Source organism: Lactococcus formosensis (genome assembly GCF_018403745.1).
GTDB classification, from domain to species: domain Bacteria; phylum Bacillota; class Bacilli; order Lactobacillales; family Streptococcaceae; genus Lactococcus; species Lactococcus formosensis.
This window is the reverse complement of the sequence record NZ_BOVP01000007.1, coordinates 67,463-86,766: the sequence shown is the minus strand read 5'-3', so window position 1 is coordinate 86,766 and position 19,304 is coordinate 67,463. Positions and strand designations below refer to the sequence as shown.

General features: G+C 37.5%; 19 protein-coding genes. 5 read left to right on the top strand and 14 right to left on the bottom strand.

From position 1 onward, the window contains the following. Window positions 1-33: 33 nt before the first annotated feature. The 6 genes from KJS37_RS08680 to KJS37_RS08655 form a co-directional block, all read right to left on the bottom strand. Window positions 34-1,182, bottom strand: a complete 1,149-nt coding sequence (locus tag KJS37_RS08680) for a glycosyl transferase (protein WP_244851383.1) — start codon at window positions 1,180-1,182, stop codon at window positions 34-36. A gap of 119 nt (window positions 1,183-1,301) precedes the next feature. Continuing rightward, window positions 1,302-2,330, bottom strand: coding sequence for a glycosyltransferase (locus tag KJS37_RS08675; RefSeq protein WP_243415556.1), 1,029 nt, complete (start codon window positions 2,328-2,330; stop codon window positions 1,302-1,304). After that, entirely contained in the window at window positions 2,245-3,078 is an 834-nt protein-coding gene (locus tag KJS37_RS08670) for a LicD family protein (RefSeq protein WP_213496907.1), read from the bottom strand. The genes KJS37_RS08675 and KJS37_RS08670 overlap by 86 nt, the downstream gene beginning before the upstream one ends. A gap of 260 nt (window positions 3,079-3,338) precedes the next feature. Next, window positions 3,339-4,115 (bottom strand): ABC transporter ATP-binding protein, encoded by a 777-nt coding sequence (locus KJS37_RS08665; RefSeq protein WP_213496905.1) that lies wholly within the window; start codon window positions 4,113-4,115, stop codon window positions 3,339-3,341. 1 nt (window position 4,116) lies between these two features. Further along, window positions 4,117-5,136 (bottom strand): FecCD family ABC transporter permease, encoded by a 1,020-nt coding sequence (locus KJS37_RS08660; protein WP_096369137.1) that lies wholly within the window; start codon window positions 5,134-5,136, stop codon window positions 4,117-4,119. Further along, on the bottom strand, window positions 5,114-6,055 hold the full coding sequence (locus KJS37_RS08655; protein ID WP_213496903.1) for an ABC transporter substrate-binding protein: 942 nt from the start codon (window positions 6,053-6,055) through the stop codon (window positions 5,114-5,116). Before KJS37_RS08655 ends, KJS37_RS08660 begins: the two co-directional genes overlap by 23 nt. A 481-nt stretch (window positions 6,056-6,536) precedes the next feature. On the opposite strand from KJS37_RS08655, the gene KJS37_RS08650 reads away from it, so the two are divergent. The 3 genes from KJS37_RS08650 (at window position 6,537) to KJS37_RS08640 (ending at window position 9,708) form a co-directional block, all read left to right on the top strand. Further along, the gene (locus KJS37_RS08650) at window positions 6,537-7,502 is read left to right on the top strand and encodes a ribose-phosphate diphosphokinase (RefSeq protein ID WP_096369135.1); all 966 of its coding nucleotides are present in this window, start codon (window positions 6,537-6,539) and stop codon (window positions 7,500-7,502) included. A 739-nt stretch (window positions 7,503-8,241) separates the two neighbouring features. Continuing rightward, window positions 8,242-9,360: a cysteine desulfurase family protein gene (locus KJS37_RS08645; protein ID WP_213496919.1), complete on the top strand. Its 1,119-nt coding sequence runs from the start codon at window positions 8,242-8,244 to the stop codon at window positions 9,358-9,360. A 3-nt stretch (window positions 9,361-9,363) separates the two neighbouring features. Then, window positions 9,364-9,708, top strand: a complete 345-nt coding sequence (locus KJS37_RS08640) for a DUF1831 domain-containing protein (RefSeq protein WP_213496901.1) — start codon at window positions 9,364-9,366, stop codon at window positions 9,706-9,708. A 123-nt stretch (window positions 9,709-9,831) separates the two neighbouring features. Here the strand turns inward: KJS37_RS08640 and tuf are convergent, their stop codons facing one another. After that, window positions 9,832-11,019 carry an elongation factor Tu gene (tuf, locus tag KJS37_RS08635; protein ID WP_017370373.1) on the bottom strand — a complete coding sequence of 396 codons (1,188 nt, stop codon included), beginning with the start codon at window positions 11,017-11,019 and terminating at the stop codon, window positions 9,832-9,834. A gap of 182 nt (window positions 11,020-11,201) precedes the next feature. On the opposite strand from tuf, the gene KJS37_RS08630 reads away from it, so the two are divergent. Then, entirely contained in the window at window positions 11,202-11,384 is a 183-nt protein-coding gene (locus tag KJS37_RS08630; RefSeq protein ID WP_165712257.1) for an SPJ_0845 family protein, read from the top strand. Window positions 11,385-11,445: 61 nt separating this feature from the next. Continuing rightward, window positions 11,446-11,562, top strand: a complete 117-nt coding sequence (locus KJS37_RS08625; RefSeq protein ID WP_213496899.1) for a DUF4044 domain-containing protein — start codon at window positions 11,446-11,448, stop codon at window positions 11,560-11,562. A gap of 59 nt (window positions 11,563-11,621) precedes the next feature. Here the strand turns inward: KJS37_RS08625 and ileS are convergent, their stop codons facing one another. The 7 genes from ileS to ftsZ form a co-directional block, all read right to left on the bottom strand. Continuing rightward, complete coding sequence (ileS, locus tag KJS37_RS08620; RefSeq protein WP_213496897.1) at window positions 11,622-14,408, bottom strand: isoleucine--tRNA ligase; 2,787 nt, start codon at window positions 14,406-14,408, stop codon at window positions 11,622-11,624. 393 nt (window positions 14,409-14,801) lie between these two features. Beyond that, window positions 14,802-15,644: a DivIVA domain-containing protein gene (locus KJS37_RS08615; protein ID WP_213496895.1), complete on the bottom strand. Its 843-nt coding sequence runs from the start codon at window positions 15,642-15,644 to the stop codon at window positions 14,802-14,804. Window positions 15,645-15,670: 26 nt separating this feature from the next. Beyond that, complete coding sequence (locus tag KJS37_RS08610) at window positions 15,671-16,468, bottom strand: YlmH family RNA-binding protein (RefSeq protein ID WP_213496893.1); 798 nt, start codon at window positions 16,466-16,468, stop codon at window positions 15,671-15,673. Continuing rightward, window positions 16,465-16,710: a YggT family protein gene (locus KJS37_RS08605; RefSeq protein ID WP_003133468.1), complete on the bottom strand. Its 246-nt coding sequence runs from the start codon at window positions 16,708-16,710 to the stop codon at window positions 16,465-16,467. The genes KJS37_RS08610 and KJS37_RS08605 overlap by 4 nt, the downstream gene beginning before the upstream one ends. Before the next feature lie 6 nt (window positions 16,711-16,716). Continuing rightward, a complete protein-coding gene (locus KJS37_RS08600; protein ID WP_017369098.1) occupies window positions 16,717-17,295 on the bottom strand; it encodes a cell division protein SepF in 579 nt (192 codons plus the stop codon). A gap of 40 nt (window positions 17,296-17,335) precedes the next feature. Then, complete coding sequence (locus KJS37_RS08595) at window positions 17,336-18,007, bottom strand: YggS family pyridoxal phosphate-dependent enzyme (protein ID WP_213496891.1); 672 nt, start codon at window positions 18,005-18,007, stop codon at window positions 17,336-17,338. Then, entirely contained in the window at window positions 18,007-19,281 is a 1,275-nt protein-coding gene (gene ftsZ, locus KJS37_RS08590; RefSeq protein WP_213496889.1) for a cell division protein FtsZ, read from the bottom strand. The genes KJS37_RS08595 and ftsZ overlap by 1 nt, the downstream gene beginning before the upstream one ends. Between the last annotated feature and the right edge of the window lie 23 nt (window positions 19,282-19,304).

Here is a 19,304-nt window from a genome sequence, read left to right as displayed (position 1 = left end):
CTATATTAGATATGATTTTTATTATTAAGGACTTCAAATATCTAATTTATAAAGCTTCTTTAGAAACGCATAATAAGGCAATGGGATTTTAAAAAGACTTTTGAGAAAACCTACCTTCCAACTCTTATGAAAATCTCGCATAAACTGATGCGGTTTTAATATATATGTGATATGTTTTTGAGGCGCGGCTAAATAATAAAGATCCCCTTCATTTTCAAAAGTTAAGTTTCCCAATGCTTTTACCTCTGATAGTATTGGGTTTTTTATTGTTTGTTCAAAGCCACTAAACCAAAAGTTAGAATCTTTCTCATGCCAGTAAGGACTGTCTGATGGTAACTCTTCTGAAAAATTTTTTACAAATGCCAAAGCACCAGTCTGTATTGCTAAGAGATCAGCCAGATCCTCGTTCACTTTCTCATGAAAGAAGCTTTCTAACTTAGGATAAATTCGATTTCCTTCTTTTTTAAACCCTATACAAGAACCTTCTTGAGGCTGGAAAAGCCGCTCAAAAATTGGAAAGTTCAAACCCATAAACTTATAGTATGCTTGATTATGATTACTATCAAAAAGATAGCCTTGACTCTTTTTCAAGGAATCTGTCTTTACTTTGGGTAAAATCCCTGTATAATAACCTCTTATGCTGCTTATATTTAATTTTTCTTTTAAGGAAAAAAGAGCTTTTTGTAAGGTTCCATGCCATCCTATATCAAAAATCGCAATATCACCTTGTATCTTTTCTTGCTTAAAATATTCTTGGAGCAATTTCGCTTCTTGATGACTGTTCTGTAAAATATTGGGGAAAACTTTCTCTAGTGCTGCACGCGCTTCAGGATGATCCAAAAGATCTTGCGAATTATTAAATACTGTATCAAGCAGTGATTGTGGAAATTTTTTTACGTCTTTAGTATTTAAGCCTAACTTTTTTAAAGTTTTACCAAAACTTGTTTTTAGATAAGGGTACTTGGTGAAAATTTCTTCCACATTCTGACATTCGGTCAAGGCTGGAACGGCAAAACTACGACGAGAAGCATAAATATAACTGCTTTCAACACGTTTCCCCTCAAATTCACTTCCTTCAAAAAGTAAATCAAATGCTTCTTTAACCATATATCCGTCACGTGCCAAAAAAAGAACTCTTTTTAAATCCTGTTTTGTTATTTCCTGGTAAAGCCAAGCACTCATCCCAAAGAGATAAGGTCCAAAAATACGATAACCAAATTTATAATATTCATCGTCCTGAGATTCTAAATGATGAGCAATGTGTTGCTCTACGTAATGATCATACACTTCCCTACCTCACACTATCTCTTAAAAGCAAATAAAATATCACGTAGACGGCCGCTCATTCCATCATAATAGTTCCAATCTTTAACAATCTGCATTAATACACTCCAGAATTTATTATCGCGTGCCATTGAATGACGCTTAACATAAAAATCATAATAAGCCTTTACTCGTGGTGCATGGTTCGAACCCCGTTCTTGCAAGACATGATACATTACATCATAGAATCCGACAAACTTATAGAGTTCATCCACATGTACTTGCTTGGGGGAATGTACAGTTAAAAGCCTATCTCCCGTAGCATTACTATCATGTAGTAAATGTGTACCTACCACATGGTTCAAATTATAGCCCGTCTCGGTTAAGCTTGATAGAGCGGCAACGAGTACATCATGGGTAATATTATATTCGGGTTTCCAATATTTTACAATATCAGCAATAAATTTTCGACGCATACCAACTACCCAGCCAACACGATAAGAAGAATAGCCAAAACGAAGTGGGTACTTTGAAAATTCTTGATTCTGATCAAACTTAAAATATGTAAACCAACGCGGCAAATCTGCCACATCTTCGGAAACTTTTTTTACCTCTATATCTGCTGAAAGTAGCTCCATTTCAGGATGCTCTTCCATGACCCTGACCTGTCGAAGATTTTTATCCAGATGCCAAATATTATCCTGGTCAGAAAAGAAAGCTATATCAATATCGTAATTTAAAGTATCGACTAAAAGCTGACGAAAGTTTAGACGCCAACCAATATTCACATCATTAATTTTAATGATCCAATTTTCCAAATTATATTTTGCAATATAATCCTTTAAAAACGCCACAGTATTATCTGTCGAGCGATCATCTCTAAAAAGAACAAAATCGGGCTTCAGTTCCTGCTCCCGAATCGTATCCAATTGTTTTTGTAATATTTTTTCGCCATTGTAAGTGGCGACAAGTACAGCTGTTTTAGTCATTTTTATCTTTCCAATACCATCGATAGTAACTGTGGTTACGTACTGCTCTTTTTTTCGGAGGATTACGCCAATCTCCATAGAGTTCACTCAAATAAACGTCATGATTTTTGATTTTCTTGAGCTTTAAATGTTCAAAATCAATATCCTCATATTCTGTAAAGATGCCTTTATCAAAATATGCTGTTTTCTTTGGCGGCGACCACACAAAATTACAGAATTTATGTTCTTCATCATTGTATTTTTGCATCAAAACATCAACTCGTTCAGCCAGTACACGGCTACGTCCCTTATAACGCAAATGGTAAGGAAGCCATAGGAGAGATTTCGCAAAAAAATAAATACGCTTCTCAGAACTTGCATATGAAAGTCCACTCGGTGCTGATGAAACGAGTTTAGTCACTGCTGTGCGGACTTTTTTCTTGAAATGTTCACCTTCAACTTTGTCCTCAGGCAAACTATCCAGAGGAAAAATATCAATAAAAAGTCCAGTCCCTTTATTCAAAGTATCTAATTCACTTACAAAATAAGTACGATTATCATATAATTTAGCAAAAGGGAGATAAGCGGTATGGTTCTTATAATACAAAAGTGTAAAGTGTTTAGGTAAACCTTGCATAAGCGCTTCCATTAAACGCTCGTAGTTGGGACGCGTTAACATCATATCGATATCATCATCCCAAGGAATATACCCCTTATATTTCACCGAACCAAGCAATGTCCCAGCACTAATAGAGTATTCTATATCTTGTTCACGACAAACTTTGTCAATATAAGACATGAGCCCTAGCTGAACATCACGTTGCTCCTCTTTTGTTATTTCTTTCATTTTTCCATATCCTTAGTCGCAATTATAAGCCATATAACACCTTAGTATAGCAAATTTATGATTCTTCCTCAATATCTGTCTTTATTTTGTTATACATATGTTATAATATGTAGATAAAATTTCGTTTTAGTGAGAAGGCTTTTTCTAAAAAAGAAAAAATGATGACTAAAGCCAAAGTGCATCATTTCGCTCAATAAAAAAATGCAACGTCAATGTTGCACTTTTTTTATGATTTTTTCTTCACTCGAAAATTTCTATTTTTATTCGTGTTTTTTGTCCATCTCTTGCCAGAATTTATTTTTTTCAAGCATATAATCTACAACGTCCGTCTGGTAGAGCTGCTCTAAAAAGCTTCTCGATAGGACATTCTTTGCTTTTCCTTGTTTTAAGGTTCTTCCTTCATGTAAAACTAAAATATTTTCCGAAAAAGACAGGGCTAAATTAATGTCATGAAAAACAGCAATAATGATTTGATTTTGAGCAAAATACTTGTCAATATTACGCAACATTTCCAGTTGGTAATAGATATCCAAATGATTATTGGGTTCATCCAGTAAAACAATCTGTGGATTCTGCAACAATGTCCGAGCAAAAAAAACACGCTGCAATTGACCACCAGAAAGTGTCGACAGCTGCTGATCTTTTATCTTATCCAAATCAAGTTCCGTCATCACTTGTGCTAAGCGAGCCTTATCCTGGGCACGCGCTACTGCCATAAATCGCTTCCTCAACTGAGTATAGAGTCCCATCATCAAGGTTTCATAGACAGAGTAAGAGAAATATACAGATGTATTTTGAGATAAGAGGGCTACTTTTTCAGCTAATTCAATTCTTTTTAGTGTGGACAAAGATTGTTTATTAATCTCAATTTTTCCTTGGTACTTTAGCAGTCCAGCTAGACTCTTCAGTAGAGTCGATTTACCGCTACCATTCGGACCTAAAATCGCTAATCTTTCGCCTGCTCTGATAGAAAAATTAATATCAGAAAGGATTTCTTTCCCAGAATACTCAACTTTCAAATTTTCAACTTTTAACATTTCATACTTGTCCTTTTCTAAAGAAAATGTAACAAAAGAACGGTGCACCAATTAGCGCTGTTACTGCTCCTATTGGTAATTCTCTTGATTGGAGAATACTTCTTGCTACAGTATCTGCAAGAACACAAAGCAAACCTCCTACAAGTGCTGAGCTTGGTAGAACCCATCTATGTGTCGCACCAAACATTCGTCGAGCGACATGAGGCGCAACCAAGTCTACAAAGCCAATCACTCCCGTCAAGGCTACACTAGCTCCTGTAAGCAAAGTTGATAAGCCAATTAAGATAATTTTCGTACGCTTGACTTCCACCCCCTGACTCAGAGCAAAGACATCACCAAAACTCAAAATATCCATTTCTCGATGAAAGTAAATCAAGCACAAAAAACTAAAGATAAAAGTCAGGGATAAGAGCTTAACATTTTCCCAAGAAGCTCCTGAAAAACTGCCCAATTGCCAGAAAATAATGCGCTGCATATAATCTGGCGAAAAAGTCATCAATAAAGTTAAAAAAGAATTGATAAACAATGAAAGTACCATCCCTACCAAGATGATCGTCTGGTTGTCTAATGCTTGAGAAAATTGTTGGGCAAAGAGTAAAACAACAAAAACTGTCAAAAGGCCAAGAGAAAAGCCACCAATACTCATCATAACTGATGTACTCATAAAATTAATACCTAATAACATCACGGCTGAGGCACCTAATGAAGCACCTGACGAGACACCTAAAGTATATGACGAAGCTAAGGGATTTTGCAAAAGAGACTGCATCACTGTTCCACTAGCCCCTAAAGCCAAACCAACAAGAAAGCTAAGTAAAATTCGTGGCATGCGCACTTCGAGAAGAATACTTTGTAAAAGTGATGCGGTCCTATCACCTCTCCCCATCATAATATTCACTAAATCGCCTACTGATATCGGAGCACTTCCTATACGAAGACTAAGAAACATTGCGAGTAAGGAAAGTCCTAAAAGTAGAACAATAAGACTCACTCTCTTCTTATTTGAAATTTTTGAATTCATCAGGATATACCGCTTTTGCCATTTCTCTCATTGCTTGTACTATATGTTGATTAGGGAGTGAACTTCTTTCGTTATCAATAGAATACACAGCTTTATTTTTTACAGCTTTAACTTCTTCCCAACCTTTCATCTTAAGAATATCATGAATAGGATCTGGAACATATTCTACATTGGTCAATATCACATCTGGATTGGACATGATTGCTGCTTCTTCTGAAACTTTTATGGCTCCTGTTTCTTTCGCCATAACATTCTCAGCTCCAATCGTTTCAATCATTTCATTGACATAAGTGTCCTTCCCCATGCTATAAATTTCTGGTGAGGCCGCAATTTCAAACAATACTCTTTTCTTCTGTCTTATTCGTGTTGCTTGTTCTCTAAAAGCAGTGATGTCTTTCTCCATCTGACCAGCAAGTTGTTCCCCTTTTTCTTTTTGATTTAAGGCTGTTGCCACAAGACAAATATTACTTTCAATTTCTTTAAAGTTCTTTTCTGTGGGCAGGACAACAACTGCCGTTCCTTTATCTTGCAGTTTTTTGATTTTATCTTCCGATTGAAACATAGTCAAATCACTTACAAATAAAAGCTCTGGCTTAAGCGCCATTATTTTCTCGAAATCTAAGTTCATCAGATCTGTCTGTTGTACTTTTTCCAAACCACTAACATACTTGGGGCTTTGAGTATCTACAGCAATAAGTTTGTCTTTTTGTCCAAGATCATTAATTATTTGTGTCACTGCTGGTGAAAGTGACACAACTCTTTGGATACTGTTCGGAACTTTTATCTTCTCACCTTGAGGTGTTGTAATTTCAACTTTTGATTGGTTTGCTTCCTGAGTTTCATGATTATTGTTGGCACATGATGATAGACTGACTACTATAAAGAGTAAAGCAGTTATCGTTAATATTTTCTTTTTCATTTTTATCTCCTCATTCAAAAAAGCCTCGCTTAAGCAAGGCACTTTATTTTTCTCTTATTTTTGAATACACAAAAAAAGAAAGAAAAATAAACAAAAGTCCTTGATAGCTTCTATTTACTCATCAACACTCAAAGATCTGGCTTAGCTTATAGCATCACAGTAGACTAAGGACTGCTGAGGAATCACACCCCATTCCATGATTGTTGCTGCTCTTTTATTATTTCTATTTTATGCCAGCTCGAGGCATAATATCCCTCTTATTTTACCATGTCTACACTTAACTTCGGTAGCTAAAACACTTGCTTATCCTATGCAACATGCCAAATAAGAAGGCAGCGCTAAATTTTTAACACTATATATTATAAAATTCCACATTATAATCTTTATTCAGGTAACGTGAAATCTTTCACGTAAATAGCGCTATGAAATCCCCCTCAAATTTGATAGAATAGACATATCATAATATTATAGGAGAAAAACTGTGACTTATTCTGACGCACAACTTAAACTTTTTTCACTGAACTCAAATCCTGAATTGGCTGAAAAAATTAGCAAAATTATGGATGTTCCTTTGGGGAAAGTGACTTCAAAACAATTTTCTGACGGAGAAATCATGATCAACATGGAAGAAAGTGTTCGTAATCATGATGTTTATATTATCCAGTCAACAAGTTGTCCCGTCAATGATAACATTTGGGAATTGTTGATCATGATCGATGCTTGCGTCCGCGCTTCTGCACATTCTGTCAATATCGTTATGCCATACTTTGGTTATGCGCGTCAAGACCGAACTGCATCAAGCCGTGAACCCATCACAGCCAAGCTTGTAGCTGATATGCTCGTCAAAGCTGGTGCAGATCGCTTACTCACTTTAGATATCCACGCCGTTCAAGTGCAAGGTTTCTTTGATATTCCTGTAGATAATCTCTTCACAGTTCCGCTCTTCGCTGAATACTACATGAATCAAGGATTATCTGGCGATGACGTTGTTGTAGTTGCTCCTAAAAACTCAGGAATCAAACGTGCGCGTAGCCTTGCAGAATATCTCGAAGCTCCTATTGCCATTGTTGACTATGAAGATGACGACGCGAAACGTGAAAATGGATATATCATCGGTAATGTTGAAGGCAAAAAAGTTATTCTCATTGACGATATCCTCAACACAGGTGTAACTTTCTCAAATGCTGCTTCTGTAGTACGTGAAGCAGGTGCTGGGGATGTTTACGCTGTAGCAAGTCATGGCCTCTTTACCAACACTGCTGCTGACTTACTTGAAAAATCAGGAATTTGCGAAGTCCTCGTTACCGACTCTGTAGCGACTAAAAATCGCAAACCTAACAATGTAAAATACCTTAGTGTAGATAAACATATGGCAGATGCAATTCTTCGTATTCACGAAGGACGTCCTGTATCTCCACTCTTCAAATTTGATAAAAATCAAGACTAAAATCTACTCTGAATAATATTTCAGTTCATTCATCAACCAGCTCTTAGCTGGTTTTTTTATATGAAAAAAGCCACGCTGGCAAGACGGGACTTCACATTCAGGAAATTTTAATCGTTATTTTGATTTGCCGTATTCAATATAACATACCTTCTTCCGCATGGCGTTACCTTTTGTTAACAAAGCTGGCGATGATTTCTCCTCCCTTTTTTTTAATGAGCTCCTTTTTTGATACGCTTGAACTACGCCCCTAAAATAATTGCAATTAATGCCGAGGTACCTTCCCTTATATTTTTTCTTCCTTTTCTTTAAAACTACTCAACAGATTTAAATTTATTATATTCTCCATGTTTAGACTGCTCCACATCATCTTAAAAACTATACTTTGGGCTTTGTCAGTGTTATAATTGGTGTAGGCAGATTACAATAATATAATTAATACATCTTTAAAAAGTCACCTCTCTGCCTAGGTGGCTTTTTTCATATCGTATCATTCATTCGGTAACTCTTTTCCACTAACACTCTCCATTTTCCTCAAAATTTAGCAAAAGTGTTCGAAATTACAGAAAAAAAATATAAAACATGGTAATATAGAGGTAATGGGAACTTACGATTGTCATTAAGCTTTCGTATAGAGTATATAAATGAAATACATGCATTTATGAAAAAGGTCGAGTCAATATGACCTTAGCTCCCCTTGAAATAAAACTTTTGAAAGAAACTCGAAAGAGAGGAAAAAAAAATTATATATCTAGATAATGCCGCAACAACGCCTATACTTCCTGAAGTTGTTGATGTCATGACAGAAGTTCTTGCTAACAATTTTGGTAATCCATCCAGTACCCATACTTTTGGTCGTCAAGCGAGCCAAATCGTACGTCAAGCACGAGAAACAGTGGCCAAAGTACTAGAAGTTTCTCCTGGAACAATCACTTTTACTTCCGGCGGAAGCGAATCCAACTCCACTGCTTTGGTCGGTTATGCTTTAGCTCATCGTCAAAGCGGGAATCATATTATTACCACTGCCTTAGAACATCCCTCCGTACTTAACGCACTTAACTATTTGAAAACCCGTTATGGCTTTGACGTTACTTTTGTTCAGCCTCAAGCTGATGGTTCTTTTCCTGCTCAGTTAATTGAAAACGAACTACGGGAAGATACGATTCTCGTTTCAATGATGATGGCTAATAATGAAACAGGTCAACTGCTTCCAATCAAAGAAGTTGGACAACTTTTAGAAAATCACCAAGCTGTTTTTCATGTTGATTCAGTACAAACAATGGGGAAAATCCCTGTACATCCAGAAGAGCTAAAAATCGATTTTCTTTCAGCTAGTGGTCATAAATTTCATGGTCCAAAAGGAGTCGGCTTCCTTTATCATCGTTCTGGTTTACAATTCGACAGTATCATCCACGGTGGTGAGCAAGAAGAGAAGCGACGTGCAGGTACAGAAAATCTCCATTCACTTCTGGGTATGGCTAAAGCGCTACAAATAGCTACAGATAATATGAATGATAATTATACACATGTTGAAAAGCTAAGAGCTTTACTTTTTAAAAATCTTTCAGATATCGAATACTACACACACGAATTTGGTCCTAGTATGCCACATGTTGTGAATATCGGCTTTCCAGGAAAAAATCATGATTTATTACTGGCAAAACTTGATCTAGCTGGTGTAGCAATTTCAACAGGTTCAGCCTGTACGGCTGGAACGGTTGATCCTTCGCATGTTCTCGAAGCTGTGTACGGAAGTCAATCACCAAAACTTAAAGAAAATATTCGTGTATCTTTTTCAGAACTCAATACTGAAGAAGAAATTAATAATTTTGTTAATGCACTAAAAGAAAGGGCACTATAAAAGATGGCTTTTATTACTGAAAAAAAACTTGAGGGCTGTAAATACAGCTATACCTTATCGCCAAAAGTTAAAAAATTTACACTCAAAGACACAACTTTTTCTCAAAATAATATCGGAAACTTTGAGTTTAAACGTATACTTGAAGAAGTTCCAAATTCTGGTCAAGGCTTCCTCCTTAAAATTATTATTAACCCTGATTTAACAGGCTTTAAACTATCAGTTACTGATAAATCAGGATTACGCAATGTGAATATCTTTAAAAATGCCAGCGAAATTATCCAAGAAAAATTTTATTTCCAAATGGATACCTTTGTTGATCGTGACATTTTTATTAAAAACAAAGCCTAAAAAACTCCCTATCCTAATAGGAGTTTTTTTATATCTCCCACCCTTGAAGAAAATCGTTACAAAAAAACCTCACAAACTGTGAGGTTTTTAGGAAGTAAGATTACTTCAATAATTCTTTATGAATTATGCTTTGATTTCAGCTACGATACCTGAACCAACAGTACGTCCACCTTCACGGATAGAGAAAGTAGTTCCTTGTTCGATCGCAACTGGGTGGATAAGTTCAACGTCGATGTGAACGTTATCACCAGGCATTACCATTTCAGTACCTTCTGGAAGTTTAACTGAACCAGTAACGTCAGTTGTGTGGAAGTAGAATTGAGGACGGTAGTTGTCGAAGAATGGAGTGTGACGTCCGCCTTCTTCTTTGCTCAATACGTAAACTTCACCTTCAAATTTAGTGTGTGGAGTGATTGAACCTGGTTTAGCGATAACTTGACCACGTTCGATTTCATCACGTTGAACACCACGGAGAAGTACACCAACGTTATCGCCGGCAAGACCTTCTTCAAGTGTTTTACGGAACATTTCGATACCAGTAACAACAGCTTTTTTAGTGTCTTCTTTGATACCAACGATTTCGATTTCGTCGTTGACTTTAACAGTACCACGTTCGATACGACCTGAAGCAACTGTACCACGACCAGTGATTGAGAATACGTCTTCGACTGGAAGCAACAATGGTTTGTCAGTGTCACGTTCTGGAGTTGGGATGTATTCGTCAACGATATCCATAAGTTCTTCAACTTTAGCAACCCATTGAGGTTCACCGTTCAAAGCACCAAGAGCTGAACCAGCGATTACTGGAGTATCGTCACCTGGGAAGTCGTATTCTGACAAGAGGTCACGAACTTCCATTTCAACAAGTTCCATAAGTTCTTCGTCATCAACGAGGTCAGCTTTGTTAAGGAATACGATGAGGTATTTAACACCAACTTGACGTGAAAGCAAGATGTGTTCACGTGTTTGTGGCATTGGTCCGTCAGTTGCAGCAACAACGAGGATCGCACCGTCCATTTGGGCAGCACCAGTGATCATGTTTTTAACGTAGTCCGCGTGACCTGGAGCGTCGATGTGGGCATAGTGACGTTTATCAGTTTCGTACTCGATGTGAGCAGTGTTGATAGTGATACCACGTTCGCGTTCTTCAGGTGCAGCATCGATAGCTGCGAAATCAGTCGCTTTAGAGTAACCTTTGTCAGACAATACTTTAGAGATTGCAGCTGAGAGGGTAGTTTTACCATGGTCAACGTGTCCGATAGTACCAATATTTACGTGCGGTTTGCTACGGTCGTAAACTTCTTTAGCCATTTTAAAATGTCTCCTTTGAGAAAAAATATATTTTTTATAGGTAGCAGTGCCATTACACAAACTACCGTTCCTTAACATTATACTGGATTTTCGCTGTAATTGCAAACTTTATTGCTATTTATCTGGCTTTTTTTGGCTTTTCGTAGTAAAATATATAAAAAATGATAAGGAGTAATGTCGATATGGGATTAACTTTTAGAAAACGTGATGATTTCGATAAAATGATGGATGATTTAGGTGTCTCAACTGGGGATTTAGATACTGATAAAGTAATAAAAAAATCTGATAAACAAGAAGATCCATTTGCAAAATTCTTAGAACCAAAAGATTCTTCAAAATCCGAAAAAGCAGACTCTGGTAAATAGTGTGACATTTTACTGATTTACTGCTAGAATAGAATTGAGAATAATAAATAACGAGGAAACTATGGCTTACAAAAAGAAACAAAAATCGACTTTTCAAAAAGTGACAATGGTTGTTGTCGTTGCAATGCTTATACTCATTGTCTTTAGCTCCTTAGCTATGGCACTATCTGCATTTTAAAAAACTGCTTGAAGCAGTTTTTTATATTATAAAAAGCTTGGCGAGCCAAGCTTTTTATCTTATTCAAATCCTTCAGTTAATACTTGAGGAAATTCATTTTTTACAATTGTAGCACAGCTTGAGCAAAGGGCATGTAGATGTTCATTTTCATCTGTTCCAACTGTAACATCTGTACGGCGACAACGGTCACATACTTGACCAGCTGCTTGCTCTACAAGAATAGCTACATCGTCAAATTTAACAGCTGTTTCTGGTACTGCTTCATTTGATACAGTGAACTCTGAAACAATAAGAAGTTGCGCAACATTTTCATCAAGGCTTACAAGAAGGCTTGAAACTACTTCATTCGGATAAACAGTAACTTTTGCTTCTAGTGATTTACCGATGAGTTTTGCTTCACGTGCTTCTTCAAGTGCTTTGAGTACTTTATTTCGGAATTCAAGGAAAGCTTCCCATTCACCAAGTAATTCTTCTGCCCCAGTAAAATCTTTAACTTCCGGCATTTCAGCAAGATAAGCAAACTCTTCCGTCTCTGCTTCAAGATATGACCAAATTTCTTCTGCTGTGTGTGGGAGGATTGGAACTAAAAGTTTCGTCAAATCTGCAAGCATTGTATACATTACGGTTTGCATTGAACGACGATCAGCAGAAGCTGCTGCTTCAATATAAACAACATCCTTAGCAAAATCGAGATAGAAAGCAGACAAATCATTGGTCAAGAAGTTAATCACTTGCTTGTAAACACTCATGAAGTTGTATGAGTCATAGGCTTCACGTACTGATTTCACCAATGTATTGAACTTGACAAGCATGTATTTATCAACACTGCGCAAGTTTTCATATGAAACAGCATTTACATTCTTGTCAAAATCTGTAGTATTTGCAATCAAGAAGCGCATCGTGTTACGGATTTTACGATAGACTTCTGAAACTTGATTAAGGATCTCCATCGAAACACGAACATCGGCTTCAGTATCCACAGAAGCTACCCAAAGACGAAGAATATCTGCCCCTAATTTTCCTGTCACATCTGAAGGCAAGATCGTATTACCGATAGATTTAGACATCTTACGTCCTTTTCCATCAAGAACAAAACCTTGTGACAGAACTGCTTTATATGGCGAAATACCGTTAACAGCAACTGATGTTGTGATTGATGAATTAAACCATCCACGATATTGGTCTGAACCTTCAAGATAGAGATCTGCAGGATAAGACAAGTAATCACGTTCGTTCAGGACACCATTCCATGATGAACCTGAATCAAACCAGACGTCCATGATGTCTTTTTCTTTTGTGAATTCACCGTTTGGCGACCCAGGATGAGTGAAGCCCTCTGGCAACAAATCTTTAGCTTCGCGTTCAACCCATACTTTTGAACCGTGCTCAGCAAAAAGTTGAGCAACATGTTCTGTTGTTTCTGGCGTAATGATTGCCTCACCATTTTCTGCATAGAAGATTGGCAGTGGAACACCCCAAGCACGTTGACGAGAAATGACCCAATCTCCACGGTCACGAACCATATTATAGAGACGTGTTTTCCCCCATGGAATAATCCAATCCACTTGTTCAATCTCACGTAGGATATTTTCACGGAAATCATCAATCGATGCAAACCATTGTGGTGTCGCACGGAAAATAACAGGTTTCTTTGTACGCCAATCATGTGGGTAACTGTGCGTAAAGAAGTCAAGCTTTAGTAGAGCTCCTTTTTCTTCTAACCATTTACTTACAATTTTGTTTCCTTCATCGTAGAAGATACCTTCTAAACCAGGAGCTTCATCTGTATAGTATCCACGGTTATCTACAGGTGATAATACTTCAAGTTTATACTTACGACTAAAGAAGTAGTCATCTTCACCATGACCAGGTGCACTATGAACAAGACCTGTACCAGACTCAAGTGTGACATAGTCCCCATTCATAATCAATGATTCGCGATCATAAAATGGATGGTGAGCCGTCATCATATCCATTTCAGAGCCTTTAAGTGTTTGCAGAACAGTTGGGTTTTCCCACTCTAAAGTTTCTGCTACCTTATTGAGCATTTCTGAAGCAACAACAAATTTACGTTTTTCGACTTCTACTACTGAATATTCATAGTCTGGATGTACAAAAATCCCCATGTTTGCTGGCAATGTCCAAGGCGTTGTTGTCCAGATAACAAATTCTACATCTTCTGGTAACAAGCCCTTAACATCTTTTGCTTTGAAAGCCACAAAGATTGAAGCAGAACGGACATCTTGGTATTCAATTTCCGCTTCTGCCAATGAACTTTCTGATGAAGGAGACCAGTAAATTGGTTTTTGGCCTTTGTAGATATAGCCTTTTTCCGCCATTTTACCGAAGACACGAATTTGTGCCGCTTCATATTCTGGGAGAAGTGTCATATATGGACGTTCCCAATCTGCTAAAACTCCTAAAGACTTAAAGTCTGAACGTTGCATATCTACTTGCTTGAGCGCATATTTGCGACACTCCTCAAGATAGTCTAACATGTCCATTTCTTTACGGTTCATGCCCGCTTTTGAAAGTTGTTGTTCGATAGGTAAACCATGAGTATCCCATCCTGGAACATATGGCGCACGGAAACCAGACATGGATTTATAACGTACAATAATATCTTTTGAAATTTTGTTCAAGGCATGTCCGACGTGGATATTCCCATTAGCATAGGGAGGTCCATCGTGCAACATAAATGATGGCTTACCTTCGTTCAGTTCTTGACGTGCTTCATAAAGCTTTGCTTCTTCCCAGCCTTTTTGCCAAGCTGATTCTTTGTTTGGCAGACCTGCACGCATCGGGAAAGCCGTTTTCCCTAAATTCAAAGTATCTTTAATTTTCATAATTTTTTTACCTTCCTTTTAAACTCTATTTATTCACCAGTAGCTCTTAATCATCAGCTTCCTGCGTATTATCATTCTAATCCGCTAAAGCGGAAAGAATGTTTCTTGGTTCACAACTCGCTTCGCTCCCTGCGTATTATCATTCTAATCCGCTAAAGCGGAAAGAATGATAATAAAAAACAGCCTTTCGCAAAAGGACGAAAGACCGTGGTACCACCTTAATTTTTCTCACAAAAAGTGAGAACTCAATGTACGTAACGTGTACAACGTCTAAACTTACTCGAGTTGGGCTTAGAATAATTTAGGTGATAAGCCGAAAAACAGGGAATATGAGACTTTCATCAACACTCACTTGCTGTAAATATATTTTTCTTTTCATGTCCTAAAATTAGATTATTTTTGTTCAGGTTTTTCTACATCTGGAACTTCTGTTTGCATCTCTGGAAAAACTGGATAAGTTGCTTCTTCATTTTTTTCAGTTTCTGCAATTTTTGGAGCTTCGCCTTCTTTAGAGGGTATTTTTTCAGTTTCTTCTTCCAGAGCAGGAGCCAAGACTTCTTTTACGGTTTGTGGCACTTCTGTTTCTTCCACTTCAGCTGCTTTTTCTGGCTCTTTATCGTGCTCAGCAGTTTCAACACTTGCTCCACCCTGACCTTTGGTTCCTGTCAAAGATGTTCCGCTTAATTGCATATCCACAATTTCTTGGAGCTTTTCTTCAGGATTTGTGATATGTGAAGAGGTTGTTTCCAAAGTATCTTGCCAATCCTCTGAATGAATACTTGCCAACTGTGCTTCAATGATTGAAGTCATACGTTGGTGATAAAGACGCATTTTACGTTTCAAATCATCTGTATCACGGACCAAGCGACGCGCATCATCAGAAGCTTGATTGAGGATTGTTCCTGCTTCTTTTTTAGCGGCTTCAATAATGAGTTGACCTTTTTGGCTTGCTTCAGCAATAATACTGTTTGACTCGCTTTGTGCTTGAACACGTAAATTGTCTGCTGCATCTTGTGCTACTACAATTGACTTATTCAAGGAATCTTTCATATCATCAAAGTATTTTACGCGCTCACGTAAGTCCTTGAGCTCGCGATCTTGATCTTTAATTTTTTGTGCAAATTCATCGTAGTCACGAACAACGATATCTAAAAACTCTTCAATTTCATGTTTATTGTAACCACGCATCTGTGTGTTAAATGTTTTATTTTGAACATCTAAACTGTTTAATGCCATAAGTACCTCCAATCTCCCAAGAGACTCTATTTTTTCTTATGATTCTTAGTAATTTCACATTCGATTTTCTGTTTACCTTTTTTGGTCTCACCTAATATCTTTAATACTTTAATGCGACCTAGACCACGAACACTGATTAAATCTCCTTGTTCAACAGGAAAATCTTTCTTTTCAATTTCAAGGTAGTTTAATTTTACCTTTCTTAATTGTAACATATTTACAGCTAGATTGCGAGAAATCTCGAAAGTGCTTGCAATAATCTTATCAATGCGTAAACTCGAAACTAAGATAACTTTTATAACAGAGTTGTCTTCTGTTTTTATCAATTCCTCCAATGTTTTTTCCACAAATTTCACTGGGGCAGGACCAATTTTTTCGATATTATTCTGAAAGATTTCAAGAAGATGTTTAGAAACAAACACTTGTGCTCTTCCCTCGTTTAAAACAATATCTCCAATTTCTGAACGACGGATTCCCGTTTGTCCTAAGAAACTCCCCAAAATCTGGGAATGCTTAAGTTGATAAAATTTCTTGGCATAGGAAATTTCTAACAGTGCTAAATCAAAATCTGATTCATCTAATTGATAAAATTCAGGGGCTATAATAATCTTAGTTAGTTCGGTCTGGGCAATATCTTGAGTAGAAAAAATCTGAAGTTCCCGCTTATTTGCTAAAGACTCGAGAATTTCAACTTCTCTAGGATTTAGAAAATAAGTAGTAACTACAGAATAATTGTTTTCCACACGATCCATCCAGTCTAAGACGCGATCAATAAATTGCTTTTCATCAGGATGAAAGTGTTGATATATATTTTCATAACTCATAAGAAGCGTAAAAGAAGTTGTTGAATAACTTGCAAAGCAATCACACCTAGCACGATTGTAAAATCTAACCCTGCAAAACGTAAAGGTATACCTTCAAACAAGCTCAAATAAGGTCTCGAAATTTTGACGATAAACCGCCCTACAGCTGTATCATAAAGGCTCGGAATCCAGCTCATCAAAGCATAAGCTACCAAAACCCAAGTATAAAGACCAATTAGTCGAATTAAAATATATATAATCATAGTTTATTAAATATCGAAGTTTTCAAAGTTTTGCCCTGCCAAGATACTTAATTCTTGGGAAGCATCAACTGTGATATTCGCCGGTGTGAGTAAGAAAATTTGTCCGCCAACATTTTGAACATCACCATCAAGTGTAAATACAACACCAGTCAAAAAATCAATTGAGCGTCGTGCTTGGTTATCTGGCATAAATTTGAAGTTAACCAAAACTGACTCTCCATTTTTAACGATACGCGCAGATTCCATAATATCAGAATAGGCACGTGGCTCTTTGATGGCAATAACTTGTCCTGCATTTGTTGTGGCTTGATTCATCATAGGTTTTTGAACTTTTTTCTCTGTTGTTTTAGTGTTATTAGTTGTGGAAGAAAAGGGTACTGGGCGTTTAGCAGTTGATTTTGCTTGCGCTTGTCTTTGGGGTTGAACCGGACGGTTCGCACCTACAGGACTCTTTTCTGTATTTACTGTTGAAGACTTTTGCGGTTGTGCTTGTGGCTTTTGTGCCGCTACAACGGGTTCATCATACTCATCGTCGTCCTCTTCGAAAAATTTTTTTAATTTATCAAATTGATCTTTTAAGGCCATACTTCCCTCCGTTTTCAATGCTTAAGATTCTATACAAATTTTATTCAAAAAATGCTGTACCAATTCGAACAAAGGTCGCTCCTTGTTGAATTGCTCTTGTATAATCACAGCTCATTCCCATACTCAATTCAGTACAAGGAATATTAGTAATTTCTTTAGCCGCAATTTCGATTTGCAATTGCTTCATCGAAGCGAAAATGTTATCCAACTGCTCATTATCAGCATCAATCGGCGCCATCGTCATCAAGCCCACAATTTCCACATTATCTAACTGTGAAATTTCTGCTAAAGCTTGATCTATGTCTTCTGGCGCAAATCCATGTTTTGTCTCTTCACCTGTGATATTGACTTCGAGGAAACACTTTATCGGATGTTCCGCACGTTTTTCAATTTCTTTGGCAAGTTTGACTGAATCTAAAGCATGAAAGTAATCCACTAAATTAATGACATCTTTTACTTTACGACGTTGCAAATTGCCAATAAGATGCCAAGTGATATCTTTATTTTCAAGAGCCTTATATTTTTCAAGAAATAAATCTGTACGATTTTCTGCTAAATGATGAATACCTGCTTCAACTACTTGTGCGGCTTTTTCAGCCTCAACATATTTGGTTACAGCAATCACCTGAACGTCTTGATTTGAATAAGAAGATGCAGCTTTTGCTACATCTACCTTGTTCAAAATATTTTCAACATTTTCTGCTATACTCATTATTTACGGAAAAATGGTGGAGTATCGATATCTTCATCTGTTGATGGGATACCTGAGAAGCTTGTAACATTTGATGAGTTTTCACGGTTTTGGTTTCCGTTTTGACGTGGTGAAGCGTCGCGACGAAGATCCCAATCACCAAAAGCTGAACCTGATTTTTGTGCAGGAGCTTGTTGTGCTTGTGAAGATTTTGAAGCCTGTGCTGGACGTGAAGTTGGCACTGACGCTTGTTTCATCGAAGTGTGTTGAAAGTTAGGTTGGCGACGTGGTTCTTCTACAACAGGTGTTGTAGATGTTCCCAAGTATTCCTCAGTTGCATCTTGTGAAACACCTGTTGCTACAACAGTAACACGAATTTCATCACTAAGTGAATCATCGATTGATGTTCCCAATAAGATGTTCACATCATTACCTGCAGCTTGAATAACAATTTCTGAAGCATCTTGTGCTTCAATAAGGCTCATGTCCATACCACCTGTAACATTAAGGAGGACATTTTCAGCACCCTCAATCGTTGTTTCAAGCAATGGTGAGTAAATTGCTTTACGTGTTGCTTCAATGACACGATCTTCCCCAGTTGCAACGCCGATTCCCATAAGAGCATCCCCTTTATTCGCCATAACTGTTTTCACGTCAGCAAAGTCAAGGTTAATCATACCAGGGTTTGTGATCAAGTCCGTAACGCCTTGGACACCTTGGCGGAGAACATTGTCTGCTTCACGCAAGGCTTCTGTCAAAGGTGTCTTCTTATCAACGATTTCAAGCAAGTTGTTGTTTGAAATGATTAGTAATGTGTCTACATTTGCACGAAGGTCTTCAATACCTTCAGTTGCGAAGTAGCTACGTTTCGAACCTTCAAAACCAAATGGACGAGTGACAACTGCAACTGTCAAAGCACCAATTTCTTTTGCAATTTGAGCGATTACGGGAGCAGCACCTGTTCCTGTTCCACCACCCATACCTGCAGTGATGAAGACCATATCTGCACCTTCAAAAGATTGAGCAATTGTTTCTGCTGATTCTTCTGCTGCGCGACGACCAACTTCAGGTTGTGCACCTGCACCAAGTCCGCGGGTCAACTTAGGGCCAAGCTGGATTACTGTATCTGCTTTTGAACTGCGCAAAGCTTGTACATCTGTATTAGCTACGATAAAGTCAACGCCAGAAACGCCTTCTTCAATCATGCGGTTAACTGCGTTACCACCGCCGCCACCAACACCGATAACTTTAATTACAGCGCCTTGAGCGATTTCTGTATCAAATGAAAATTCCATGTTTTTATTTCTCCGTTATTAAG